Source organism: Kitasatospora sp. NPDC096077 (genome assembly GCF_040303245.1).
GTDB lineage: Bacteria > Actinomycetota > Actinomycetes > Streptomycetales > Streptomycetaceae > Kitasatospora.
Window position 1 is genome coordinate 1 of sequence record NZ_JBEOSV010000068.1, and the last position, 24,435, is coordinate 24,435.

18 protein-coding genes are annotated in these 24,435 nt (G+C 73.1%); 5 read left to right on the plus strand and 13 right to left on the minus strand.

Annotation, left to right across the window (positions count from 1 at the left end; all coding sequences use genetic code 11):
• Positions 1 to 290: 290 nt before the first annotated feature.
• The 7 genes from ABTZ03_RS35890 to ABTZ03_RS35920 all read right to left on the minus strand — a co-directional run bounded on the left by ABTZ03_RS35890 (position 291) and on the right by ABTZ03_RS35920 (position 8,771).
• Complete coding sequence (locus ABTZ03_RS35890) at positions 291 to 2,804, minus strand: ABC transporter permease (RefSeq protein ID WP_350517367.1); 2,514 nt, start codon at positions 2,802 to 2,804, stop codon at positions 291 to 293.
• Positions 2,798 to 3,607 (minus strand): ABC transporter ATP-binding protein, encoded by an 810-nt coding sequence (locus ABTZ03_RS35895; protein WP_350517405.1) that lies wholly within the window; start codon positions 3,605 to 3,607, stop codon positions 2,798 to 2,800. The genes ABTZ03_RS35890 and ABTZ03_RS35895 overlap by 7 nt, the downstream gene beginning before the upstream one ends.
• A gap of 135 nt (positions 3,608 to 3,742) precedes the next feature.
• Positions 3,743 to 4,000, minus strand: coding sequence for a hypothetical protein (locus tag ABTZ03_RS35900; RefSeq protein ID WP_350517368.1), 258 nt, complete (start codon positions 3,998 to 4,000; stop codon positions 3,743 to 3,745).
• A 149-nt stretch (positions 4,001 to 4,149) separates the two neighbouring features.
• Positions 4,150 to 5,406 carry a HAMP domain-containing sensor histidine kinase gene (locus tag ABTZ03_RS35905; RefSeq protein ID WP_350517369.1) on the minus strand — a complete coding sequence of 419 codons (1,257 nt, stop codon included), beginning with the start codon at positions 5,404 to 5,406 and terminating at the stop codon, positions 4,150 to 4,152.
• A gap of 5 nt (positions 5,407 to 5,411) precedes the next feature.
• Positions 5,412 to 6,065 carry a two-component system response regulator CseB gene (cseB, locus tag ABTZ03_RS35910; RefSeq protein ID WP_400916425.1) on the minus strand — a complete coding sequence of 218 codons (654 nt, stop codon included), beginning with the start codon at positions 6,063 to 6,065 and terminating at the stop codon, positions 5,412 to 5,414.
• Between the two features lie 243 nt (positions 6,066 to 6,308).
• Entirely contained in the window at positions 6,309 to 7,610 is a 1,302-nt protein-coding gene (locus ABTZ03_RS35915) for a chymotrypsin family serine protease (protein ID WP_350517371.1), read from the minus strand.
• Positions 7,611 to 7,691: 81 nt separating this feature from the next.
• On the minus strand, positions 7,692 to 8,771 hold the full coding sequence (locus tag ABTZ03_RS35920) for a bile acid:sodium symporter family protein (RefSeq protein WP_350517372.1): 1,080 nt from the start codon (positions 8,769 to 8,771) through the stop codon (positions 7,692 to 7,694).
• A 157-nt stretch (positions 8,772 to 8,928) separates the two neighbouring features.
• Between ABTZ03_RS35920 and ABTZ03_RS35925 the strand changes: the two genes are divergently transcribed.
• Positions 8,929 to 9,819: a LysR substrate-binding domain-containing protein gene (locus ABTZ03_RS35925; RefSeq protein WP_350517373.1), complete on the plus strand. Its 891-nt coding sequence runs from the start codon at positions 8,929 to 8,931 to the stop codon at positions 9,817 to 9,819.
• Positions 9,820 to 10,022: 203 nt separating this feature from the next.
• Here the strand turns inward: ABTZ03_RS35925 and ABTZ03_RS35930 are convergent, their stop codons facing one another.
• Positions 10,023 to 10,655, minus strand: a complete 633-nt coding sequence (locus ABTZ03_RS35930; RefSeq protein ID WP_350517374.1) for a hypothetical protein — start codon at positions 10,653 to 10,655, stop codon at positions 10,023 to 10,025.
• A 140-nt stretch (positions 10,656 to 10,795) separates the two neighbouring features.
• On the opposite strand from ABTZ03_RS35930, the gene ABTZ03_RS35935 reads away from it, so the two are divergent.
• The gene (locus tag ABTZ03_RS35935) at positions 10,796 to 11,704 is read left to right on the plus strand and encodes a helix-turn-helix domain-containing protein (RefSeq protein ID WP_350517375.1); all 909 of its coding nucleotides are present in this window, start codon (positions 10,796 to 10,798) and stop codon (positions 11,702 to 11,704) included.
• Positions 11,705 to 12,077: 373 nt separating this feature from the next.
• On the opposite strand, the gene uppS is transcribed toward ABTZ03_RS35935, so the two are convergent.
• The 3 genes from uppS to ABTZ03_RS35950 form a co-directional block, all read right to left on the minus strand.
• Positions 12,078 to 12,854: a polyprenyl diphosphate synthase gene (gene uppS, locus ABTZ03_RS35940; protein ID WP_350517376.1), complete on the minus strand. Its 777-nt coding sequence runs from the start codon at positions 12,852 to 12,854 to the stop codon at positions 12,078 to 12,080.
• Positions 12,855 to 12,918: 64 nt separating this feature from the next.
• A complete protein-coding gene (locus tag ABTZ03_RS35945) occupies positions 12,919 to 13,707 on the minus strand; it encodes a hypothetical protein (protein WP_350517377.1) in 789 nt (262 codons plus the stop codon).
• Positions 13,704 to 14,003, minus strand: a complete 300-nt coding sequence (locus tag ABTZ03_RS35950) for a PadR family transcriptional regulator (RefSeq protein ID WP_350517378.1) — start codon at positions 14,001 to 14,003, stop codon at positions 13,704 to 13,706. Before ABTZ03_RS35950 ends, ABTZ03_RS35945 begins: the two co-directional genes overlap by 4 nt.
• Before the next feature lie 84 nt (positions 14,004 to 14,087).
• On the opposite strand from ABTZ03_RS35950, the gene ABTZ03_RS35955 reads away from it, so the two are divergent.
• Positions 14,088 to 15,119, plus strand: a complete 1,032-nt coding sequence (locus ABTZ03_RS35955) for a hypothetical protein (protein ID WP_350517379.1) — start codon at positions 14,088 to 14,090, stop codon at positions 15,117 to 15,119.
• A gap of 364 nt (positions 15,120 to 15,483) precedes the next feature.
• Here the strand turns inward: ABTZ03_RS35955 and ABTZ03_RS35960 are convergent, their stop codons facing one another.
• The gene (locus tag ABTZ03_RS35960) at positions 15,484 to 21,114 is read right to left on the minus strand and encodes an RICIN domain-containing protein (protein ID WP_350517380.1); all 5,631 of its coding nucleotides are present in this window, start codon (positions 21,112 to 21,114) and stop codon (positions 15,484 to 15,486) included.
• A 309-nt stretch (positions 21,115 to 21,423) separates the two neighbouring features.
• Positions 21,424 to 22,326, minus strand: a complete 903-nt coding sequence (locus tag ABTZ03_RS35965) for a LysR family transcriptional regulator (protein WP_350517381.1) — start codon at positions 22,324 to 22,326, stop codon at positions 21,424 to 21,426.
• A gap of 161 nt (positions 22,327 to 22,487) precedes the next feature.
• Here ABTZ03_RS35965 and ABTZ03_RS35970 point away from each other — a divergent pair, with 161 nt between their 5' ends.
• Together ABTZ03_RS35970 and ABTZ03_RS35975 are read left to right on the plus strand one after the other, a co-directional pair.
• Positions 22,488 to 22,781, plus strand: a complete 294-nt coding sequence (locus tag ABTZ03_RS35970) for a DUF1330 domain-containing protein (RefSeq protein ID WP_350517406.1) — start codon at positions 22,488 to 22,490, stop codon at positions 22,779 to 22,781.
• A gap of 162 nt (positions 22,782 to 22,943) precedes the next feature.
• Positions 22,944 to 24,425: a M16 family metallopeptidase gene (locus ABTZ03_RS35975; RefSeq protein ID WP_350517382.1), complete on the plus strand. Its 1,482-nt coding sequence runs from the start codon at positions 22,944 to 22,946 to the stop codon at positions 24,423 to 24,425.
• The last annotated feature ends 10 nt before the right edge of the window (positions 24,426 to 24,435 follow it).

A 24,435-nucleotide genomic window follows, 5' to 3' on the forward strand; every position in this document is an offset into this window, starting at 1 on the left:
CCGATCCGTCAGAAGCCGACCCGATCCGGTGATCCGTCAGCGAGCTCATCAGTGTCTCCCTTAATCAGGGTGTCCACCTGATTCATGACACTCCCATCGATTCCAGAGCCATCGACACCGCGAAGGCAAGCAGGGACGCCCTGGTCCGGGCCGTGGTCAAGGCCGTGCGGGCACTGCGGGAACGCAACGACCAGCGGCCCGGGTGAGGTCGGCACAGGCCCCGGTTCTTCGGGAGGAACGGGAGCGCACAGCCCGGGGACCGTCCCCCGGTCGGGGCGCGGGGACCGCCGTTACACGGTGCCGGCCCTGGTCCGGGCCGCGGCGCGGCGGGCCGGGACGGCGGCGGCGAGGGCGCCGACCGCGAGGGAGAGCAGCCCGGTCAGCAGGAGTGTCCCCCAGGGGAGGGTGAGGGAGTACTGGGCGACGGCTCCGTTGGCCAGTGCGCCGACGGCCCAGGCGCCGAAGAGTCCGGCGGCGGTGCCGAGCAGGGTGCCGAAGAAGGCGACGGAGACCGCTTCGAGGCGGATCATCCGGCGGACCGCGGCGCGGTCCATGCCGAGGGCGCGGAGGGTGCCGATCTCGTGGGTGCGTTCGAGGACCGACACGGCCAGGGTGTTGACGATGCCGAGGGCGGAGATGACGGCGCCGATGGCGAGCAGCCCGTACATCAGGGTGAGCAGGTCGCCCATGGTGCCGGCGGCCTCCTGCGCCAGCTGGTCGCGGCTCTGCACCTTGAGCAGCGGGTTGTTGCCCACGGCGGTGCGCAGCTCGTCCGAGGTCGTGCCGGCGCTGCGGACCAGGATGCGCTGGACGGAATGGGGCAGGAAGCCGTTCTGCTGGACCTCGGCGCGCGAGCCCAGGACATCCTGGGCGGTGGGGTTGTCCTGGTAGACGCCGACGACGGTGTACTCGGTGAGGTCCTTGCTCCTGCCGGTCCGGGCCTTGACCTGGCTGCCGGTGTGCAGGCCGGTCTCCTGGGCGAGGCTGCGGGAGACGGCGATGCGGCCGGGGGCCAGGTCGGCCGGGGAGCCGCTGGTGAAGCGCAGGTTGATCACCTGGCCCACGGTGGCGGGGTCGACACCGGAGACACGGGTGACCTTGCCGCCGAGGACCATGGTGGAGTCCGCGACGGCGGCGGCGGTCCGCACACCCGGGAGTCGGGCGACGCGCTGCGCGGCGGCGGGGTCGATGCCGCTCGTGGTGTCGCCGGTGCTGATCACGTGGTCGGCGGCGAGTCCGGCGGCGGCCTGCCGGTCGAGGGCCTGCCCGGTGGAGTGGCCGATGGTGGCGAGGCCGGTGACCAGGGCGGTGCTGATCAGCAGGGTCGCGGCGGTCGCGGCGGTGCGGCGCGGGTCGCGCAGGGCGTTGCGGTGGGCCAGCCTCCCGGTGAGACCGCTGCGGCGGGTGGCGTACGCGGTCAGGCGCAGTACGGGCGGTGCGAGCGCGGGTGCGACGGCGATCAGGCCGGTCATCAGGGCGGTGGCGCCGAGCAGTGCGACGTTCAGGTTGTGCTGGGAGGCGTCCTCGGCGGTCGCGGCGAGCGGGACCAGCAGGCCGGCTCCGGCCAGCAGCAGGAGCGTTCCGAACGCCGGGCGCAGGCGGGAGCGGGGAGCGGGCTGGGCGGCCGAGCGCAGCGCCTCGACGGGGGCGATCCCGGCTGCCCGGCGGCACGGTAGCCAGGCGGCCAGGACGGTGACGCCGACTCCGACGGCCAGGGCGGCCGCGACCGGGCGGGGGCCGATCACCAGCGGGCCGGTGGGCAACTGGGTGCCGCCGCTGCTCAGCAGGCCCGGCAGGACCCCGGCGATCCCGAGGCCGGCCACGAAGCCGGCCGCCGAGGCGGCGAGGCCGACCAGCACGGCCTCGGCCATGAGGGTGCGCATGACCTGACGACGGGTCGCGCCGAGCGCCCGCAGCAGGGCGAGCTCGCGGGAGCGCCGGGTGACGAGCATGGTGAAGGTGTTGATGATCAGGAAGGAGCCGACGAACAGTGCCACGGCGGCGAACACCATCGGCGTCTTCTGGTAGCCGCGGGTCAGGACGCCGACGTAGACGGCCTGTTGGTCGGCCAGGAACTGGCCGGTGGTGGCGTGGGCGCCGACCGGGAGCAGCGCGGTGACCTGGCGGGCTAGCTGGTCCTGGCCGGTGCCGGGGGCGGCGGCCAGCTCGATCGAGGTCCAGCGGCCGGGGGTGGCGTACAGCTGCTGGGCCGTGGCCGGGTCGAACAGGGTCAGGGTGCCGCCGGTGGTGACGCGGGTGTCGGTGGTGGTGACGATGCCGACGACGTGCTCGGCCGTGGCCGGGCCGTTCGTGGCCAGGGTCACGGTGTCACCGACGTGCAGACGGCCCGCGGCGGCGGTGCCGCGGTCGACGGCGATCTCGCCGGCGCGGGCGGGGGCGCGGCCCTCGACCAGGGGGTAGCGGGCGTCCTTGCCGTCGCGGCCCGGCACGTACGCGGCGCCCAGGTTGGCGCCGCGTTTCGCGCGCAGGGGGCCGCCGTTCGCGGTGCCGAGGGTGGCGCTGCCGTCCGCCGACGGCCGGACGGCGGTGACGCCGGTGACGGCGGCCAGCCGGCGGGCGAGGGGGTCGGTGAGCGGGCTGTCGGGGTTTTCGGGGGTGTCGGCGGTGACGCTGACCGCGGTGTCGGCGAAGGTGCGGGAGGCCGCGGCGCGGTGGGCGGCGGCGGTGGAGTCGGCGAAGACCAGGGTGCCGGAGACGAACGCGACGCCCAGGCAGACCGTGAGGACGGTCATCAGCAGGCGGGCCTTGTGCGCCAGGACGTTGCGCAGGGCGGTAGTCAGCACTGGGAGCTCCCGGCGGGCAGGTGGGCGGCGGAGGCCGGCCGGTCGTCCGGGTTCCGGAGCGTCTTCATGACGTCCAGGACCCGGTCAGGGGTCGGGTGGGCCATCTCGTCGACCAGGCGGCCGTCGGCGAGGAAGACCACCCGGTCCGCGTACCCGGCCGCCACCGGGTCGTGGGTGACCATGACCACGGTCTGCCCCAGCTCGCGAACGGAGTCGCGCAGGAAGCCGAGCACCTCCGCGCCCGCCCGGGAGTCGAGGTTCCCGGTGGGCTCGTCGGCGAAGACGATCGTGGGTCGGCCCGCCAGCGCGCGGGCGACCGCGACGCGCTGCTGCTGCCCGCCGGACAACTGCGACGGCCGGTGGTCCAGACGCTCGGTGAGGCCCACCATGGCGATGACCCGCTCCAGCCACGGTCGGTCGGGCCTGCGGCCGGCGATGTCGGTCGGCAGCGTGATGTTCTCCCGTGCCGTCAGTGTCGGCAGCAGGTTGAACGCCTGGAAGACGAACCCGATCCGGTCCCGGCGCAGCTGGGTGAGCTGCCGGTCGTTCAGGCCGGTCAGCTCGGTGGTGCCGATGCGCACCGAACCGGAGGTCGGGAGGTCGAGTCCGGCGGCGCAGTGCATCAGCGTGGACTTGCCGCAGCCGGACGGGCCCATGATCGCCGTGAACTCGCCCGCCCGGAAGGTGAGGCTGACACCGTCGAGGGCGGTCACGCGGGTGTCGCCGCTGCCGTAGACCTTGGTCAGGCCGGTGGTGGTGACGGCGGTCCCGGGCGCTGCGTGCGGTGCGTGCAGTGCGTGCAGTGCGTGCGGTGCGTGCCGGGCGGGATCGTGGTCGGTCACGGGAAGTGCTCCTCTTGCTGACGGGGCGGCCGGGTACGCCTCGAAGGGCCGCGGAATGTGTCGGGGGGGCGGGTCTCGGCCCGGGCGTCCGGGCGGCTACCGGTGCCGGGCCCGCAGGATCGAGCGGCCCAGTGCGCCGACGGCCAGCAGCGTCCCGCCCAGGAACAGCGCGACCGCGCCGAGCACGCCGGCCGGCTGCCAGGTCTCACCCGCGTTCGGGTCCGCGGTGAACGCGCCGGCGATCAGCAGCACGGCGGCGAGGGTGGTGAGCGCGCCGGCGCCCAGCATCCCCGTGACCAGGCCGTTCTGTACCCGGCTCGGCCGGACGGTGAGGGTGTTGTCGGACGTGTTCATCGGTCTTCTCCTCCGAAGTGCGGAACCACCGGGGTGCACTTCGAAGAGTGGCCAGCGAAGGTGTCGGGGCCCGCGCCGCCGTGTATCAGCGACCGCGCCGCTCTGCAGCAGTTGTGCAGCGACCGGCCGGGCCGGCCTGACCGCGGACGTCAGTCCGGCAGGCGCAGGGTGGCCACGGCTCCGCCGTCGCCGGCGTTGGCCAGGAGCAGCTCGGCGCCGAGCAGCCCGGCCTGGCCGAAGGCGATGGTCAGGCCGAGTCCGTGGCCGGTGCCGCGTTCGGCGGCGCCGGTGTGGAAGCGGCGCGGGCCGTCCCGGAGCAACTCCTCCGGGAAGCCCGGGCCGTGGTCGCGGACCACGACGGTGCGGCCCGCGACGGTGACCTCGACCGGCGCCGCGCCGTGCCGGTGGGCGTTGACCACCAGGTTGCCGACGATTCGTTCGAGGCGGCGCGGATCGGTCTCCACCGCCCCGGTCGCGTCGGCTCCGGCCGCGTCGGCTCCGGTGACCTCGGCGGGCAGACCGGTACGGGCCACCGCCTCGGCGACCACCGCGCCGAGCGGCACCCGGGCGCGGACCGGCTGCTCGGCGCCCGCGTCCAGCCGGGAGATCTCCAGCAGGTCCTCGACCAGGGCGCGCAGGTCCCGCACCCGGGCCCGGATCAGGTCCTCGGTCTCACCGGGCGGCAGCAGATCGGCGGCGGCGAGCAGACCGCCGACGGGCGTCCGCAGTTCGTGGGCCACGTCCGCGGTGAACTGCCGCTCGGTGCGCAGGCGCCGGCTGAGGCCGTCGGCCATCAGATCGACGGTGGCGGCGATGTCCGCCACCTCGTCCCGGCCCTTCGTCGGACCGGTCCGGGCGTCGAGATCGCCCCGGTTGATCCGGTCGGCGGTCCGGGAGACCTCGCCCAGCCTGCGGGCGAGCAGTCCGGCCCCGTAGACCGCCACGGGCACGGCCGCCGCGAGCGCGAGCAGCGAGGCCACGGTCACGGCCGCATCGAGCCGGGGCAGGCCGGACAGCTCCGGGCCCAGGTTGATCCGGACGGCCAGCACGGGGCTGCCGGGCCCGCCCGTGCGCTGGGCACCCCAGACGCTCGGGCCGAGCACCCCGTCGCTGCGTCCGTCGTAGGCGGTGTGCCGGTCGCCGTCGGCCGGGTGACGCAGCGTCAACGGGAGCTCGGGCGGGTCGAGTTCGGCGCCGTCGGCCAGGGTGCCGGTGCGGCGGTAGACGTCCATCGCCGAGTACACGGTGTTGAACGCCCTGGCCTGGCCCCGGCTGCGGATGTCCTGCGCGGTCCACAGGTGGACCAGCACGCCCACCGCCACCGCGACCAGGCAGGCCGTGGCGGCGGCCAGTGCGGCGATCTTCCACCGCAGGGCCGTCCAGCGCGGCCGCCTCGACGGGCGCACCGGCCTCAGCGCCTGAACTTGTAGCCGAAACCGCGGACCGTCTCGATCCGCTCCCGGCCCAGCTTCTTGCGCAGCCGCTGCACGCACAGGTCCACGACCCGGCTGTCACCGTCCCAGCCGTAGTCCCAGACGTTGCGCAGCAGGGTGTGCCGCTCCCGTACGACACCCGGATGGGCGGCGAACTCCAGCAGCAGCTTCAGCTCGGTCGGCGCGAGCGCCACCGGGCGGCCGGCCACGGCCACCTCCAGCGCGGCGGTGTCGATGGTCAGGTCACCGAAGACCAGCACCTCCGGATCGGCCGGGCCCCCGGCAGGCTCCGGCACCGGAGGCGCGTAGGCGGCCCGGCGCAGCAGCGATCGGATCCGGGCCACCAGGACGAACGTGTCCACGGGCTTGACCACGTAGTCGTCGGCCCCGGCCTCCAGCCCGGCGACCACGTCCAGCCCGTCACCGCGCGCGGACATCATCAGCACCGGTACCAGGCTGCTCTCGCGGACCCTGCGGCACAGGCCGATTCCGTCCAGCCCGGGGAGCATCACGTCGAGGATCAGCAGGTCGAAGCCCTCGGCCCGGAACAGCTCCAGCGCGGTGAGCCCGTCGGCGGCGGCCGTCACGCGGTAGCCGTAGCGCTCCAGCGCGGTGGCGAAGGACCGGCGCATCAACTCGTCGTCCTCCACCAGCAACACATGGACCGGACTGGACGGGCTGGGCGAGGACACGGGCGGCGGACTCCTGCTCGGCTGACTGGTTTCGTGGGCCCGGTGCGGGGCCGGCGACCCGGAAGGAACACTACGGTACGGACCGGGCGCCGAAGCGGCGTCCGCCGTGCACCGGCCACCACCGGGGCCCGCGGCGCGGGAACGGGCGGAACCGGCCGACCGAGTAGGTGGTGACGCGGCGGCTCACAGCGCCGACCACCCGAACCGCGACGCGATCGGGTCCAGTGGTGTGAAGTACCCGGTGGAGAAGCACGTCGTCGGCGACGACGTGGCCGTGCAGGAGACCTTCGACCCGTTGTCGCCGGCGACGATCACTCCGACCGGCGCCATCGCATCGCCCTGCGGGTTCGCCACCACGGGGCCGCCGCTGTCGCCCTGTGCCACCGCGATGCCGCCGCTGCGCGAGCGGACCTCCGTCAGGTCGGTGCGCCCGTCCGCTGTGCTCATCCCGGTCCGCGTCACCTCCAACTCGCAGTGGAAGCCCGAGGTCGCCCCGGAGAAGCACGTGCTGTGGCCCTGGTCGAGGCGGGCCGGACCGTACAGCGGCCGGCTGTCCCCGGAGTCCCAGGCACCGTTGTAGAACCGGGCCTCGGGCGCCTGGCCGGTCGTGATGACCGCGACGTCGAGGGCGTGGTCGAAGGCGGTGATCTCGCCGACCGTGCGCTGCCCGTTGTACACGGTCCCGCTCGACTGGCAGTGCGCGGCCGTCAGCAGCACCCGCTTGCCGCCCACCCAGCCGGGGACCCCGGTCGAGCACTCCGAGTTGCCCGACACCCGCAGGGTCGCGCCGGGCGTCCAGGGCGCCGCGTCGCTGCGCCGGGTGCCGCGGGTCGGAACCGGCACCGTGCCGACCTCGGGGTGGACGGGCATCCCCGCGATCTCCTCGGCGCGCTTCTCGTACGCGGAGGCGGGAGACCCGGCAGGGGCCAGGCGCTTCGTCGCCTCCGGCCGGTAGGTCAGGCGCAGGCCGCTGCCGTCGGCGGCCGGGCCGACCGTCGACCACTCCCGCACGTCATGGCCCACCGCCGCGACGAACCGGCCGATCGCCTGCTCCAGCTCCGTCTTCGAGTACGCGGCCGACCGGTAGCGCACGTCGTACTCCGGGCTCACCGGCCCGACCGGGTTGTGCGCGGCCTTCGCGCGGGCCCCCGGGCGCCACGCGTCGACGGCGGCCTTCACCGGCGCGGGCACGGGCCCCTTCCAGAACAGGTCGAGAGCGTGGTCCTCCGGCCGGAAGACGACCGACGTGAACCCGGAGCCGTCGACCTGCCCGCTGTCGACCAGGCGGTGGATCTCGTCCGCGATCGGCTGCAGGTACTGCTCGTGGTACTCGGCGCTCAGCTTGACCGCCGGCTGGAAGCCCGTCGCCACCTGGGGATCCCGGGGATCCCGGCGGCCGTCCCGGGCCGCCTGCGCGACGGCGACGGAGGCGGTGCCGAGGAGCAGGAGGGCCGCCGCATGGCGGACGTACTTCGGTGGGCGCATGCGGCCACCGTAGGGTCACCGGCGCGGTCACCCACAGTTGTCGGATGGTATGCGTGCGCCCCGCCACCGGGCCCGGCGGGGTCAGCCGGTGCGATGCAGTGCCGGTACCGGTTGCGCCTGCGCCTGCGTCGTGACCTCGGTGGGTCGGGTCTCGGCGCCCCAGCGGCGGGCGAGGACGGCGCACACCATCAGCTGCACCTGGTGGAAGAGCATCAGCGGCAGCACCATCAGTCCCGCCGCGGCGCCGGGGAAGAGGACGGCGGCCATCGGGACGCCGCTGGCCAGGCTCTTCTTGGAGCCGCAGAAGACGATCGCGATCACGTCCTCCCGGACGAACCCGAGCCGGCGGCCGACCAGCAGGGTGAAGGTCAGGACCAGTGCCAGCAGTACCGATTCGACCAGCAGCAGGGCGGCCAGCCGGAGCGGCGAGAGCGTGCCCCACATTCCGCCGACGACGGCGGCGCCGAAGGCGCTGTAGACGACCAGCAGGATGGAGCCGCGGTCGACCAGGGTGAGGACGCCGCGGTGGCGGGTGGTCCAGCCGGTGATCCAGCGGCGCAGCAACTGGCCGGCGGCGAAGGGCAGGAGGAGTTGTTCGGCGATCTCCAGGACGGTGCCCGCCGAGATGCCGCCCTGGGTGTGCAGCAGCACGGCGGCGAGCAGCGGGGTCAGGAGGATGCCGAAGAGGCTGGAGAAGGTCGCGCTGCAGACCGCGGCGGCGGTGTTGCCGCGGGCGATGGAGGTGAAGGCGATCGAGGACTGCACGGTGGAGGGCAGCAGGGTCAGGAACAGCAGGCCCTGGTAGAGCTCCGGTGTCAGGACCGTCGGTACCAGCAGGCGGGCGGCCACCCCGAGCAGGGGGAAGAGGACGAAGGTCACCGTGAGCACGGTGCCGTGCAGTCGCCAGTGCTTGAGCCCGTCCCAGGCCTCCCGGGCGGAGAGCCGGGCGCCGTAGAGGAAGAACAGCACGGCGACCCCGACGGTGGCCGCGTCCGAGACGAGCGGTGCCGCGGCGCCGCGGGCGGGGAGCAGGGCGGCGAGCAGCACGGTGCCGAGCAGGGAGGCGATGAACGGGTCGACGCGGAGGCGGAGGCGTCGTATTCGGTGGAGGCGTCGTATTCGGTGGGGGCGGGGGAGCGGCGGGGTGTTCGGGGAGGGCATGGTTCTCCGCACTGGTGGTTCGGACAGGGTGGCGGTTCAGGCTGAACGGTGGTCGGGTGGGCTGGTGCCAGCCTGCCGCCGGGCCCGGTGATTGTGAATCCCGCTGGCCGCACTCACTGTCATCATGATTCGTGATATCAGCAGATAGAGTGGCCGGATGTTTGATCCGGTGCAGTTGAGGTCCTTCCTCGCGGTGGCCAGGACCGGCGGCTTCACCCGGGCCGCCGAGCGGCTGGGGCTGCGGCAGTCGACGGTCAGCCAGCACGTGCGGCGCCTGGAGGAGGCGGCCGGCCGACAGCTCCTGCTGCGCGACACCCACTCCGTGCGGCTCACCGGTGAGGGCGAGGCGATGATCGGATTCGCCCGGACGATCCTGGAGGCGCACGAGCAGGCGCTCGGGTACTTCGCGCGGACGCAGGTGAGCGGGCGGGTGCGGTTCGGCGCGTCGGAGGACTTCGTCGACACCGAACTGCCCCAGATCCTGCGGGGCTTCCGCCGGCGCAACCCGCAGGTCGACCTCGAACTCACCGTCGGGCTCAGCGCCGTGCTCTACGAACAGCTGGCCGACGGGCGGCTCGACCTGGTGCTCGGCAAGCGCCCGCCGGGCGGCGACTCCCAGGGCCAACTGGTCCGGCAGGACCGGCTGGTGTGGGTCGCGGCGGAGGACTTCCGGCTGGCCGACCCGGCGGAGCCGCTGCCGCTCATCGTCTACCCGCCGCCCAGCTTCACCCGGGCGCGAGCCCTGGAGGCCTGCGAGCGCGAGGGTCGGCCCTGGCGGATCGCCTGCACCAGCACCAGCCTGTCCGGCGTCCGGGCCGCCGCGCTGGCCGGACTCGGGATGGTGCCGCACGCCCGCAGCCTCATCCCGTCCGGCCTGCGCCAGGTGCCCGACCAACCGGGCCTGCCGGGCCTGCCGGACCTGGGGACCACCGACTTCGCCCTCACCACGGGACGCACCAGTGCCCGCGGTCCGGCCCGGGTCCTGGCCGAAGCCGTACTCGCGGACGCGTTCCGGCTGCAACGCGCCCCGGAGCGGGCCCAGCCCTGACCTGGTGTAGCCCCCTGACCGGGTGCGGCGCGGCCGTGCAAGACGGGCAGGCGCGGTGGCGGGCACGATCGTCCGGACACCCGACCGGAGAGGACCGTTCGCGATGACGACCCGTACATCGACGCCGTCGAACTCGCCGCCGCCATCCGGCGGAAGGAGGTGAGCCCGGTCGAGGTGGTCGGCGGAAGGTATTTGACGGCGCGTCAGCTGACCTGGGTGATCTTGCCATCCAGCGTCGCGCGGACCTGCTTGTCGGCGCGGGTGCCGTCGACGTTGACGAAGATCTGGATGGTGCTGGAGAACGGCAGGTTGCGCTTGATGACGGCTTCGCCGGTCTTGGCGCCCTCGATCTTCGACTCGTCGGCCGCCCCGGCGATCACCTTGGCGAGCACGTCGGACTTGACCTCGCTGCTGTCGAACAGGTTCGCCTTGAGGACGGCAGCGGGGTCGTCGCTGCCGGTGGTGGTGAGCTTGACGGGCCGCGGGTCCTCGACGCCCCCGTCGCGGTAGGTGAACTTGTTGACCTCGGTGGGCTTCGCGGGGTCGACGGCCTCGACCGAGACGTAGTCCGGGTACACGTCGATCTCAAGGACCTTCATTGGCGACGCGCCCACCTTCTTGGCCAGCGCCTGGAGGGCCTGGTCGATGGCCGGTGCGGTGAACAGGTCCGCGTTGGCCGTGGCGCTCGCGGTGCCCGCGGCGGCCGTGGTGCCTGCGGCGGCGGTGCTCGCCGTGGCCGTCGGGTGCGTCACGGAGCTGACGGCCGAGCAGCCGGAGAGCGCCACGGCGACGGCGAAGGAGAGCGTGAGGGCGGCAGTGAAGGAACGGCGGGACATGTGAGCGGTCTCCAGTGAAGGAATGAGTAGTGCCGACCGGTCGGAGGGGAGACGAACGGCCCTCTCCGGTCGGGTGCGCGGACGATCGTGCCCGCCACCGCGCCTGCCCGTCTTGGACGAATGTCGCGTAGCCTGCGGCCATGCATTCCACCGCGGCGCTCTGGGACGTCGCCGTCCCCTCCCTGCCCGGCCCGCTGCGGGGCGTCAGCATGGCCGGCTTCATCGACCACGCCGCCTCCCCGGTCGACCTGGACATGGTCCCCTACCCGGCCGTCACCATCGCCCTCGACCTCGGCGACGGGATCCTCGCCGTCGAGGACGGCACCGGCGGACGGCAGCACGGCACCGCGGTCGTCGGCCTCGGCGCCGGCGGCGTCCGCACGCACAACCAGGGCATCGAGTGCCTCCAGATCCGACTGTCGCCGCTGGTGGCCCACGCCGTGCTCGGGCCACCGGCCGAGCTCGTCTCTCTGGACGACCTCTGGGGGCGCGAGGCCGCCCGCGTCCGGGAACAGCTGCGCGACACCGCGTCCTGGGACAACCGCTTCGCGCTGGCGGCCACCGCACTCGCCCGACGGTACGCAGCAGGCCGCCCCGTCGCTCCCGAACTCCGCTTCGTCTGGGGCGAGTTGGTGCGCACCACTGGCGCGGTCCGGATCGAGGACCTGGCCGCCGAGACCGGCTGGAGCCGCAAACGCCTCTGGTCCCGCTTCCGCACCCAGCTCGGCCTCACCCCGAAGCGGGCCGCCCAGCTCATCCGCTTCGACCACGCCGCCCACCGCCTGGCGGCCGGCCGGCGTCCCAGCCAGGTCGCCGCCGAGTCCGGCTACGCCGACCAGTCCCACCTCAACCGCGACACCGCCACCTTCGCCGGAACGACCCCGACGGCTGTCGCGGAGGCCGCCTGGCTCACCATCGACGAGATCGCCTGGGCCCGCCCGGCCTACCTCCAACCGGGTCCGGCACCGTGCCCGGCGGCGGTCTCCTGCTTGTCGGGGTCTAGCCAAGGTATGTGCAAAAGGGGCCATGACATGATCTTGAAGCCCTGATTGGCTCCGCCGGATCCCTGCCACCGCCGGCTGAAGTCCTATCAGCGGATGGGCTGCTTCCCACTCGACTGCTTCGCCCTCGCCCAGCAACTCGACGGCCTCACCGACATCCCCGAAGCCTCAGGCCGAGGGCTGGAAGGTCGGCCCGGAGGACCTGGCCGGGGTCTCGCCCTACCTGACCGAGAAGATCATGCGGTTCGGCGAGTACTCCACCCACGAGCTCGACCTGGCCCCGGAGGCGTACGAGCCGCACCTGGACGTCGACTTCACCAAGCTCGACCCGCAGGATTTCGTTGCAGCCTCCTGATCGCCACCCGCCGCGGCGGACAGGGGCGGCACCGGCCGAGTCGGTGCCGCCCTACGAGACCGGGACTCAGCCGCCGTAGCGCCGCTGCCTGGCGGCGAAGCTGCGAACGGCGCGCAGGAAGTCGACCTCGCGGAACGCGGGCCAGTAGGCCTCGCAGAAGTACAGCTCCGAGTAGGCGCTCTGCCAGAGCAGGAAGTTCGACAGCCGTTGCTCGCCGCTGGTGCGGATGACCAGGTCGGGGTCGGGCTGGCCGGCGGTGTAGAGGTGCGGGGCGATGTCGTCGACGGTCAGGGCGTCCGCGGCCTCGGTCAGTGACGCGCCCGCTTCGGCTCGCTCGTACATCAAGTCGCGCACGGCGTCGACGACCTCCTGTCGGCCGCCGTAGCCGACGGCCAGGGTGACGTGAGCGCCGGTGGTGCAGGTGCGGGTGGCCTCGACGGCCTCCTTGAGGGCGCGGGCGGTGCTGTCGGGCAGGGCGTCGGTCATTCCGGCGAGGTGGACCTGCCAGCGGGCGCCCGGGCGGGTGAGGCGATCGACGACCACCTGCTCGATCAGCCGCATCAGGTAGGCGACTTCGGTGTCGCCGCGGCGCTGGAGGTTCTCGGTCGAGCAGACGAACACGGTGATGTGCTTGATCCCCAGGGCCTCGCACCAGGAGAGCACCTCCTCGACGTGCTCGGCGCCCACCTTGTGGCCGAGGCTCGGGTTGGCCATGCCCATCTGTCGGGCCCAGCGGCGGTTGCCGTCCATGATCAGCCCGACATGTCGGGGCAGCGGGCCGGCTATGACCTGGCGACGCAGGCGGTGGGCGTAGAGGGAGCGGAGCAGGTCGGGCATGGGCACCTCCGAGTGGGTCGGGAGCGGCTGCCGGTTCTGGCGGGCCACGGTGAGGCGGATGCCGCCCGGCTTACGAGGCCGACGGCAGGTCGCGTAGGTCGCGCAGGGTGCCCGCGCACACCGCCGTCAGCAGCAGCAGGCCCACGCCGATGCCGACGCCGAGCGGGTGGAATCCGGAACCGGTGAGCGAGAGTCCGAGGATGGTCGCGCCGCCGGTGGCGCTGGCGCCGGCGAGGGTCCACACCCCGACGCGGAGGCGGCCGGTGCCGGGTGGCACGACGGCGTTCGCGCCGACGCCGGTGAAGATGCGGGGGATCTGGATCGCTCCGAGGCCCAGGGTGATCCACCAGGCGGCGAGGACGGCGGTGCGCAGGGTGGGCGGTGAGGCGTCCGCGTCGACGCCGCCGTGCACCAGGACGACCACGGTCGTCCCGAGGAGTGTCGGTACGGCGAGGCGACGGAGCGCCCAGCCCAGCAATGTGATCGCGGCGCGCAGCGTGGGCCGGGGCCTGGGTGCGACGAGGGCGATGCCGAGCAGCAGCAGGGTGGTGCAGCCGTGCGTGACCTGCTCCCGGAGGCCGTCGGCGGGCAAGGGGCCGGCCTGTTCGGCGGCCAGGTGGCTCAGGAACCAGGCGGCGAGGGCGACCGTGATGCCCATGGTGGCCACCCGCCGCTGGCGCTGTGCCGGGGAGTCGGCGGGCCAGTGGGCCGGGTGCAGCCACATGTCCACGATGCCCGCGATGAGATTGGGCCAGGACTTCCAGCCCGCGCCCCGGGCCTCGTCCTCCACCATCGCGCCCCAGCGCTCGCGGAAGGCGTCCGGGTAGAGCCTGACCAGGCTGCGGGTGACGACGCTCATGCCGGGTGCACCCCCAGGCGCCGCAGTCCCGCGTTCGCGACCCGGGCCATGGCGCGCAGTTCGCGTTCCAGGACCTCGCGGCCGAGGCGCGTCAGCTGCACCGGGCGCTGGCGGCCCTGGCCGTCGAGCGGCTCGATCAGCCGCTTGGACTCCAGCCTGGCCAGCGCCCCGTACAGGCTGCCGGGGCCCAGCCGCTCCCCGGTCAGCTCCTCGATCGCCGTGTTGATGGCGTATCCGTGCAGCGGCCCGTCGGCCAGCGCGCAGAGCACCAGCGTCTGGGCATCGTTGGCTTGCATATCGCTCCTCCCGATCTGACGAAGCACCATACTACGTGCCACGAACTACACGCCACGTACTACGCGGCGTGTACTATCGCCGCCATGTCCCATGACTTGACGATCGATCAGCTGGAGGTCGGACACCCCGCTCGGCCTGCCGCTGCCGCGGCGCTGCTGACGTCCCCCGTCGGCGCCGCCGCCTTCACCCTGTTCGCCTACCTGACGACACAGGTTCGCGGGGTGCGGGCGGGCAGTCCCTGGCAGGACGATCCGTACGACGCAGTGGTGACCTTCACCATGTTCTTCGTCCCCCTGCTCGGCGCGCTCGGTGGGGCAAGGGCGCTGCTGTGCCGCCGCGACCGGCCGCTGCCGCGCTACCGGATCGAGCAGGTACTTCGGGCCGCGCTGGTCTGCACGCTGCTCATCGCCGCCACGCTCGCCACCGACTGGGCGGCGGTGGTCGCGAGGGCGGACCGCGCGTCCTGGGACGGCGGCACCCGATGGCTGATCGCGTCCCTGCTGCCGCTCACCGGGGTGACGGCCGGGAGCCTGCTGCTGCACCGCCGGGCGATCCGACGGCTACCGAAGCCGGTACGCGGGGCCGAGGACACGGGTGGGGACTGGTTGGACGACCTCGCATCCCTCGCGACTCTGCTCGCCGGCCCCCGCTCCCGCATGGGGCGCGCACTCGCTGCGCTGATCGGCCGCGGCAAGGTGCTCGGCTTCGTACGCCTACGCTTCACTCTGCTCTCCGCTGCGGCCGCTGTCGCCGCCGGCCTGCTGGTCGCCACGGGACTGGCTTCCGGCGAGGGCTGGCCCGGGGTACTGCTCTTCACCGTGGAGGCCGCGGTCTTCGCGGGCGGCACCTTCGCCTTCGTGATGATCTGCAACAGTGTCCTGCGGTTCGCCGCGCTTCCGTCCGCGTCGGGGACGCGACGGGCCGCCCGGATCGCGATCACCGCAGGCGCGTTGGCACTGCCGGTCTCGTTGGCGCTGCGGGACACCGCGTGGCAGCTGCTCGGGCTCGGCGACCAGGTCGACTCCATCGGGCAGTGGGCGGCCGTCACACTCACGTTCGCGCTACTGACCGGCACACTCACCTTCGGTGTGACTGCGACCGCAACCAGGGAGTGACAGCGGGAGGCACCCGGTCAGTTGCCGGAGCAGGGCGCTGCCGTTGAAGCTGGCTCACGGCCCGGGACGGACAACTTCCAGCACCAGCTCAGCCCACCACCGCGGTGTCATCCACCCCCGAGAAGTCGACCCGGCCCGCGGTCGACGGTGGCGATCCCTGGCGGGTACAGCTCCGGGCGGGCCGTCAAAATCAGGTGCTGCAGGGGATGCGCCGGGGTCCGGCCGGCTTCCGCCGGGCTTAGTGTCGGCGGCCGACGCGGAGCGGGAGGGGCACTCGGTGCCCCTCCCGCTCAGCGAACTCGCCCTGTGCTAGCGGACCTTGCGTGAGCAGGTCAGCAGGTCGTCCGGTCGTCCGGTCGTCCCGTCAGGTACAGGGGATCACCCGGCCCCCCGACACGACGCACTTGGGCGGCAGCAGGCGCTGGTGCCCCGTGTGCGTCTCCCACTGCACCCTGGGGATGGCCTTGATGATCGCCTGAAGCGCGTCGATGAAGGCCTCCAGGAACTGGCCCTTCCCCGCGGCGGCCAGCGCGTGGGCCGCGTCGATGGCAGCACCGTTGGCGTCGCCGGCCTGGAGGACCTGGATGTTGCCCAGGGGGCTGACCATCAGCCAGGCACCGTCGCGGCCGGGGGTTCCCGACGACCAGCAGACGCGGTCGTCGGCCGAGTAGACGACGAGGTTGCCGTCGTCCTGCATGACGGCCCGGAATCCGCAGCCCATGGTCTTGGTCTCCCACACCGGCCAGGTGTGGTCACCGAGGGCGTCGCCCTCCGTGTAGTAGGCGACGAGGTTGCCGTCCCGCTGCATTTCGAGACGGGTGGACTGCTCCGCCGCCGAGGACGTCAGCCGCTGACCCTGGCACAGGGTGTCTCCGTGCCACATCCACGCGGCGGAGGACTGCCGTCCGTTGCAGGTCGGGGGGAGCTGGATGCCCGGAGGCAGGCGCACTCCGCCCCCGCCCCCGCCACCGCCGCCGGTGTTGCCTCCCCCTCCGCCGCCACCGGTGTTGCCGCCCCCGCCGTTGCCCCCACCGGTGGCTTCGTCGAGCTTCCACCACTGGGCGGAAGAGGCGGCGCAGGCCCAGACGGCCAGGTCCTCGTTGTTGTTGACGGCGGTGAGGCAGCCGTTGTCGGCCACGGAGACGATCCGGTACCAGCCGGGCGTGCCCTCCTGGAAGCGCCAGAGCTGGTTGTTGTTGCCCTCCTGGGCGCTGGTGAGGTGCGTGCGGTGGGTGCTGGGATTGTGGTCCATCAGCATCGCCCCGGCGAACTTCGTCTCGATCTGCCACTGGTTGTTCGGCTTCTGCCACAGCATCCACTGCTGCGCCGTGTTGCCGTTCGCGCCGTTGGCCTTGATCCGGGTGCCGGCGGCGGTGTTGCCGCCGTCGAGGTCCGCGACCATGTCGTTGTTGCCGGAGTGCAGGACCGTGGTGACGCCGTGTCGCACCCCACTGCCGCCGCCGCCCTGCGGGGCACCCCCGTTCCCGGCGTTCCCGCCACCGTTCGAGCCGCCGCCAGGGGAACCACCGGTGTTGCCTCCCCCGGTACCGCCGCCGGAGCCGCCGCCCTGGGTCGGGCCGTTCTGGATGTTGTCCAGGCGCCACCGCTGCTTGTCCGAGCCGTCGCAGGCCCAGATGCCCAGCTGTTCGCCGGGGTTGGCGGCGGTCAGGCAGCCGTTGTCGGTGTCGCTGGTGATCCAGTACCAGCCGCCGCCGGCGTCGTGGAACGCCCAGTGCTGGTTGGCGTTGCCGTCCGCCGTCCGGATCAGGTGGGCCCGGTGGTTGCCCGGGTCGTGGTCCATCACCATGCCCTGGCCGGCCGCGGTCTTCCCGTCGGTGAGCAGGGTCTCGATGATCCACCGCCCGTTGGCCGTCGGCCAGAACGCCCAGCGCTGCGCGTCGTTGCCGTTCGCGGCGAGCGACTTGATCGACGTGCCCGAGGCGGTGTTCGCACCGTCGAGGTCCGCGACCATCGCGTTGTTCGCCGAACGCAGGGTGGCGACCTGCGACGAACCGATGCCGGGAACCACCGCCGGGGTCGTGCCGGGCTGTTGCGCGGGCCGCTGCGGCCCGCGCGGCGGAACGCTGTTCAGCCCCCAGCGCTGCCCGTCACTGGCGTTGCAGTCCCAGATCTGGAGCGCGGTGCCGTTCGCCGGGTTGCCGGCCGGGACGTCCAGGCACTTGCCCGAGCCCGGGTTGACCAGGGAGTAGTCCTGGCCCTGGCGCCAGGCCTGCGCCGCGGTGCCGTTGCAGTCGTACAGGTCCACCCGGGTGCCGTTGGCGGCGTTGCCGCCCGTGACGTCCAGGCACTTGCCGAACGCCTTCAGGGCGAACCCGCCGCCCGTCGCGACCGGGGTCCACCGCTGGGAGGCGGTGTTGTTGCAGTCGTAGATGTCGATCGGGGTGCCGTTCGCGGTGTTGCCGGCGGTGACGTCCAGGCACTTGGACGGGAACGCCGAGTAGACCGGGACCGCGGCGGCGCCATCGGGGTTCCCGCCACCGCCGGTCCCGTTGCCGCCGTTGCTTCCGCCACCGTTGCTTCCGCCACCGTTGTTGCCGCTACCGTCGGTCGGCGGGTTGTCGACTGCCTCGGTCAGCCGCCACTTCTGGGCGTTGGTGTCGTCACAGCCGCGGATCGCCAGATCCTCGCCGCCCGCCGTCGCCGTGAGGCAGCCGTTACCGGCCGCGCTGACCATCGTGAACCAGCCGCTCCCGGCATCGGCGAACCGCCACAGCTGGTTGGCGTTGCCGTCCTGTGCGCCCTGGAGGTGGGTGCGGTGGGTGTTGGGGTTGTGGTCCATCACCATGCCGCCGCCGAGCTTCGTCTCGATCAGCCACTGGCTGTTCGGCTTCTGCCACAGCGTCCACTTCTGCGCGTCGTTGCCGTTGCGGCCCTGCGCCTTGATCCGGGTGCCGGCGCCGGTGTTCGCACCGTCGAGGTCGGCGACCATGCCGTTGTTGCCCGATTGAAGCACCACCGTCCGGTTGTGCGCGGGCTGCGTGCCACCGGCCCCGAGCGGGGGCTGGGGCCCGGGCGTGCCACCGCCGTTGTTGCCACCGCCGTTGTCGCCGCCGGTGCCGCCGTTCGGACCGGTCAGGCGGAACTTCTGGCGGTCGGAGCCGTCACACGTGCCCACCGTCAGCGGCTGGCCGGCGGCGGACAGGGTCAGGCAGCCGCCGCCGTCACCGTTGGTGATCGTCGCCGAGCCGTTCCCGGCATCGGTGAACTTCCAGAGCTGGCTCGCCCGGTCCGCCGTCACGGCCTGGAGCGCCGTCCGGTGCGAACCGGTGTCGTGCCCGAGCACCATCCGCGCCTCCGGACGGCCGGCGCCGTAGGTGAGCCGGGTCTCGATCAGCCAGTTGCCGTTGCCGCGGTCCCAGAAGGCCCACCGCTGGGCGTCGGTCCCGTTGGGCTGGTACGCCTGCACGGGCGTGCCGGCCGCGGTGGCCGCCGCGCGCACGTCCGGCACCAACTGCGGGTCGGCCGCGGACGTGATCCCGACTCCCTGCGCCGGATCCGGCCGCTGGCCACTGCCGGGGCCACCACCGGGACCGCTACCCGGACCGCCCGGGCTCCCCCAGACGGGGAGGAGCGGGAACACGGGGAAGCCGGGCAGCTGAACTCCGGGCAGCGAAGGAAGGGGCCCACCACCGGGAGTGGTACCGGTCCCGGGGTCGGGGGTGCCGGTGCCGGGGTCACCGGGCTTCGTACCGGTCCCGGGATCGGGGGTACCGGTCCCGGGATCGGGGGTACCGGTCCCGGGATCGGGGGTACCGGTCCCGGGGTCGGGGGTACCGGTGCCGGGGTCACCGGGCTTGTCGCACGGTCGGGGTGCGGGCTCCGGCGGGAGCCGCTTGGAGGGCAGGTTCGGGAAGCCGGAGACCGAGGGCCAAGGCGTCGACGGCAGGCCGGGAAGGGCCGGCCACGGCACGCCCTGGAAGCCCGGGATCGACGGCCAGGTCCAGGACGGGACGCCGGGCAGCGACGGCCAGGCGTTGGCCGGCAGGTTCGGCGCACCCGGCCAGGAGATGGCGGGCATGTCCGGGTGGCCCGGCCACGGGACGTCCGGCGAGCCGGGCACCGCGGGCCACTTCACGTCCGGATAGCCGGGAACGGCCGGCCACTTGAGCTCCGGATGACCGGCGACCGCCGGTGTGGTGGGCCGGGGCCGCCCGGGGAGGATCACGTCGGTGCCGGCGCCTGGGCCGGACGAGGACGGCAGGATCGGCCAGGGGACGTCCTTGGTGCCGGGCATCACCGGCCACGGGAGGTTCGGGAAACCGTGGACGGCCGGCCAGTCACCGTCCCCCGGCATCACCGGCCAGCCCAGCGGCGGGAGTTGGGGAGCTCCCGGCCAGGACACCACGGGCAGATCGGGACGGCCCGGCATCGGCACATCCGGGTAGCCCGGCACCGAGGGCCACGGAATCCCCGGCGCGCCGGGAAGCGCGGGCCACGTCAGCTCGGGGTGACCCTTGACGGTCGGCCATGGCAGGCCCTGGTAGCCGGGGACGGTGCGGCCGGGGACGGGCGTCACCGGATCGGCCGGCGCGCACGGTGCGGCGAGGGTCCACTTCTGGGCGCTGCCGCCGTCACAGGGCTTGACGCTCAGGCCGACGGACTGCTGCCCGGCCATGGTCAGGCACTGCTGGTCGGCCGTGCTGGCCAGGCTGAACGTCCCGTCACCGGTGTCCTTGAACGTCCACCGCTGGTTGGCGCTGCCGTTCGGCTTGCCCGCGTCGTCGTTCTGCACCGGCAGCAGGAAGGTCTTGTGGAGGTAGAGGTCCTGGTGGAGGACGACGTCCTTGGCGAGGGCGCTCTCCACCACGTACTGGCCGGGCGACACCTCGCGCAGCCGCCAGTTCTGCGAGGCGGAGCAGTTGCGGGTGTACGCCTGGACCGTCGTGCCGTTGAAGGTCGTCCCGTCACGCGCGTCCAGGTTGTAGGTCGGGCTGTCCGCGGCCGCTGCTGCGGTGAGCTGGAACGTCGCGCCGTCGAGCGGGCGCGGTCGGCCGCTGCCGCTGCCGCCACCGCTGCTGGGGTCGGCGGTGGTGCCGGGGGCGGCGATGCCGGGCGCAGTCCCGCCGTCCGCGGCCGCGTCCATGGACACCGCCGGCGGTGCCGCCCCGGTGACGCCGACCGGCGCGACCGAGCGCAGGGCGGCCTGAGTGGCGGGCGTCGCCGATGTAGTGGGCGGCGACGTGGTGGGCGGCGGGCAGCTCGGCTTCTCGGGGGCGGGGACCTTGCGGCACGCGTCCCGGTCGGCCGGAGTGGGTGCCATGAGTCCGACCGGTGCCTGCGGGCTCCAGCCGTAGCTCAGCAGATCGGGCACGGAATCCCGCTGCGGCGCGACCGCGTGCGGATTCTCGACGGTTTCGAGCTGCGTCGGCCGCCCCTTCTTCTCCAGACCCTTATCCGTACGGACGAACTCCTGGCTGTACTTCGTCGCGGACACCACGAAGCTGCCCGGGATCCGTCCGATCGCGGCCCACTCGAACTCCCCGATGCTGCTCTGCGGGGGCGTCGTGTACTGGATGGGAATGGAGAAGAAGCGCTTGTCAGGGCGGATCTTGTAGACCCAGCCCGTCTTCGTGCCGCCGGCGGCCGGTCCGTCGTCGTTGCCCACGCGGGAGAATCCGCTGTACTCGGTGGCGAACCTCAGCGCCGGCGCCTCCTGGGCGGACGTGCTCACGTAGACGGGCTTGGGGAGCTCCTCGGCGGTGTGCGGAGTGCCCGTGACGTGATGGGGCACCGAGAAGTCCGGCTTGTCCACCGCTGTGCCCCAGGAGGTGAACCCCTCGCTGAACACCGTGTCCGGGTCGGCCCCTTCATAGGGCCAGCCGAGTTCGACCAAGTCCTTCTGTGCGTCGGTGACACGCATGGTCAGTCCCACCCCGCGGTACACGAAGTCGGGGAGCCGCATGCTCGTGTCGAGGCAGGGGTGCAGGTAGGGCGGCGCCTCGGCCGCCTGGGCGGCCGGTGCGACAGCGCCCAACAGGGGGACCGTCATCACCCCCGCGATCAGAGCGGCCACCAGGGGCCGCACGTTGCTACTAAGGAAATCCCGGCGCATGGGCGTCGGCGACCTCGCCTTCATCTGAACATGCCGATCAGCCCGCAACCGAGACGGTCACGGGCGTGCACGAACGTAGGTCGAGGTGGTCAACAACGCGTATACGCGCGACTTCCGCCCCGGAGAGGCTGTCGGAGACCCGTTGCGGTGGCGCCCGGGACAGTCCCGGGATCGCCCGCCGAGGGCTTCACGCCCGGTCCCACCGGCCGCCGGTTGTCGTCGGTGTGCGCGTCAGGCCGGCAGCCAGTGCAGTTCGTGTGCCAGGGTTCTGGCGGCGGCGCGGATGCGGCGGTGCAGTGGCGACGGGTCGCGGGGGAGGACCAGGTGGAACGTGAGGCCGGGCGCGTCCCGTAGTGGTCGCCAGGTGAGGCCGGCCGGTTGGGTCGTGGCTGCGGCTTCTCCGGCCGGGGCGAGGGTGAGTCCGTCGCGCAGGTCGTGCTGGGACAGGTCGAAGGAGACGGCGGGTGTGCGGAACCGGGGGTGTGGCCGGGTGCCCTGGAACAGGGCGGACAGCTGGTCGTGGATGACGGGGTTGGCCGCACGGTCCGGGAGTCGCAGCGGGTAGGCGGCCGCGTCGGCGATCTCGATCTCCGGGTGTTCGGCCAGTGGATGGTGCTGCGCCAGCTGGACCCCGATGCGCGTGCGTCGTAGCAGCAACCGGCGTACGCCACGGCCCGGTTGCTCGCCGCGGGTGATGCCGGCGTCGATGCGGCCGTCGGCGACCGCGGGGGAGATCTCCGGTGTCGCCATCGGGACCGCGCCCACCTGGAGTCCGCTGTTGTCGCGGATCAGTCTGTCCACCAGGGCCGGTGCGGTCCCGGCCCCGGCGCTGAGGCTGTATCCGATGCGCAGCGTGCCCAGTTGGCCGGCTCCCGCGCTCCGGGCGGTGTCCCAGGCCCGGTCCAGTGCCGCCAGCGCGGGCGGTGCGGACTCAGCCAGAGCCGCACCGGCCGTGGTCAGTGCGACGCTGCGGGTGGTGCGGACCAGCAGGGCCGTACCGAGTTCCGCCTCCAGTCGGCGTATCCGGGCGCTGAGTGCGGGCTGTGCGATGCCGATCCGTGCGGCTGCGCGGGTGAAGTTCAACTCCTGTGCCAGCACCAGGAAGTAGCGCAGGCTCACGGTGTCCGGCGGCACCTGCCCTCCCTGCGGATTGATAACGATCCGTTCTGAGTCTAGCCCGTACCGGTCTTTCCCCTGACTGCTCGTCAGGTCCTAGCCTGCGGATGCCGGGATCGATCGTCGATCCGGGTGCCGAGACGCAGTCGGGTGTGTCCGGCCGAACACAGGAGGTTTCCGTGGCCAAGGGCTACTGGGTCAGTGTCTACCCCGCCGCTTCCGACTCCGAGGTGCTGACCGCCTACGAGGAGTTGGCCGGTCCGGCGGTCCGGGCCGGGGGCGGGCGCCTGCTGTCCCGTGGCCGTCGAGTCGTCGCCCGGGAGGCCGGAATCACGCAACGTGTGGTTCTGATCGAGTTCGACGGCTTCGAACAGGCCGTCGCGGCCTACGGGAGCGAGGCGTACCAGCAGGCGCTGGCTGCCCTCCCCGACGGCTTCGAGCGCGACTTCCGCATCGTCGACGGCATCGACTGACGGTCATCGGGACGACGGTGGCGAGTGGATGCTCTCCGGGGCCGGTGGTGTTCGGTCACTTCACCGGGTGGGGGCCGAAGTGAGGACGGAAGTGCAATGCCCGGAATTAGCAGAAGCAATGGAGTGGCAAAGGTATTTCCCGAACGGCCTTATGATCAAGCCGTGAATCACGAGGTCATCGATGGAGTCCCTGTTCTGTGGGCGGAAGCGCCCGGTCCGCTGGAGGCCGCCCTGCTGTTCGGGTGCGGGGCCCGGGACGAGTCGTTCCGCACGCTGGGGGTGACCCATCTGGTGGAGCACCTGGCGATGGGCACGCTGCCCCGGCTGCACCACGAGCACAACGCCTCGGTGGGGCTGACCACGACCGAGTTCACCTGTTCCGGGCGGCCCGAGCAGGTGGTCGAGTTCCTCGGCCTGGTCTGCCGGGCGCTGGGGGCGCTGCCGCTGGAGCGGATCGAGCGGGAGGCGGGGGTGCTGGCCGCCGAGGGTGGCATGTCGGCCGACCCGGTCACCGGCGAGTTGCTGTCGCACCGCTACGGGGTGCAGGGCGTCGGCCTGGCTGCCTACCAGGGCCCCGGCCCGGACCGGATCCCGGTCGAGGCGGTCCGGGAGACGCTCGCCCGGTACTTCCACGCCGGTAACGCCGTCCTGGTGCTGACCGGTCCGCCGCCGGCCGGACTGCGGCTGCCGCTGCCCTCCGGCGAGCGGCCGCCGCGCGGCGCCACCCAGCCCGTCCTGCGTGGCGGCGCCGCCTGGTACCAGGAGAACGTGCCGAGCCCCGGCCTCGCCCTGCACGGCGACCTCGACGACGACGCGCTGTTCCTCGCCGTCGAGGTGCTGGCCAACCGGCTGCGCGAGACCGTCCGCCACCAGCACGGCCTCTCCTACGACGTCGGCCGCGACACCGTGTTCGTCGGCCCCGGCCAGGGCGAGCGCACTCTCGTCCTGGACGCCCGCGAGGGCCAGGACCAGCGGGTCGCCGAGCTGCTCTGGGCCGAGACGGTCCGGCTGGCCCGGGACGGCATGTCCGAGCAGGAGCTGGCCGAGGAACTGGCCGGCGTTCGCGAGGCCTTCCAGGACCCGCGCTCGACGCCCTTCGAACTCCGGGAGGCCGCGGCCGAGTCGCTGTTCGGCGGCGACTACCGGGACGCCGACACCCGGCTCGACAGCCTGACCCGGGTGACCCCGGACGGGGCCCGGCAGGCGCTCGCGCAGGCCCTGCGCACCGCGGTGCTGGTGGTCCCGTGCGGCACCGAGCCGGACGTGCGGCAGTCGGACGGCACCCCGCTGCCGAAGTACTCCTGCGGGGGCGGCGGTCAGCGACTCCCCGCCGCCGGAAGGACGTTCCGGCCGCCGCTGCTCGCCCGGTTGTTCTCCTCGAACGCCCGCCGGATACGCCTGGTGGTGGACGAGGCGGGACTGTGGATGGGCCATCCCGACGGCACCGTCTGCCACGTCCGGTACGACGAGGTGGTGGGTGTGGAGACGGACGGCCCGAGCCGGGTGGTGTTCGGCCGCAACAGCTGCTTCATCCCCGTCGTGTCCGACCTGTTCCCCGACGCCGCCCCGGCGGTCGCGGCCATCGACGCGGCCGTCCCGGAGTCCCTGCGCTACCCGGTCTCGGCGTTCCGCCCGACCGAGTGAGCCGGCCGAC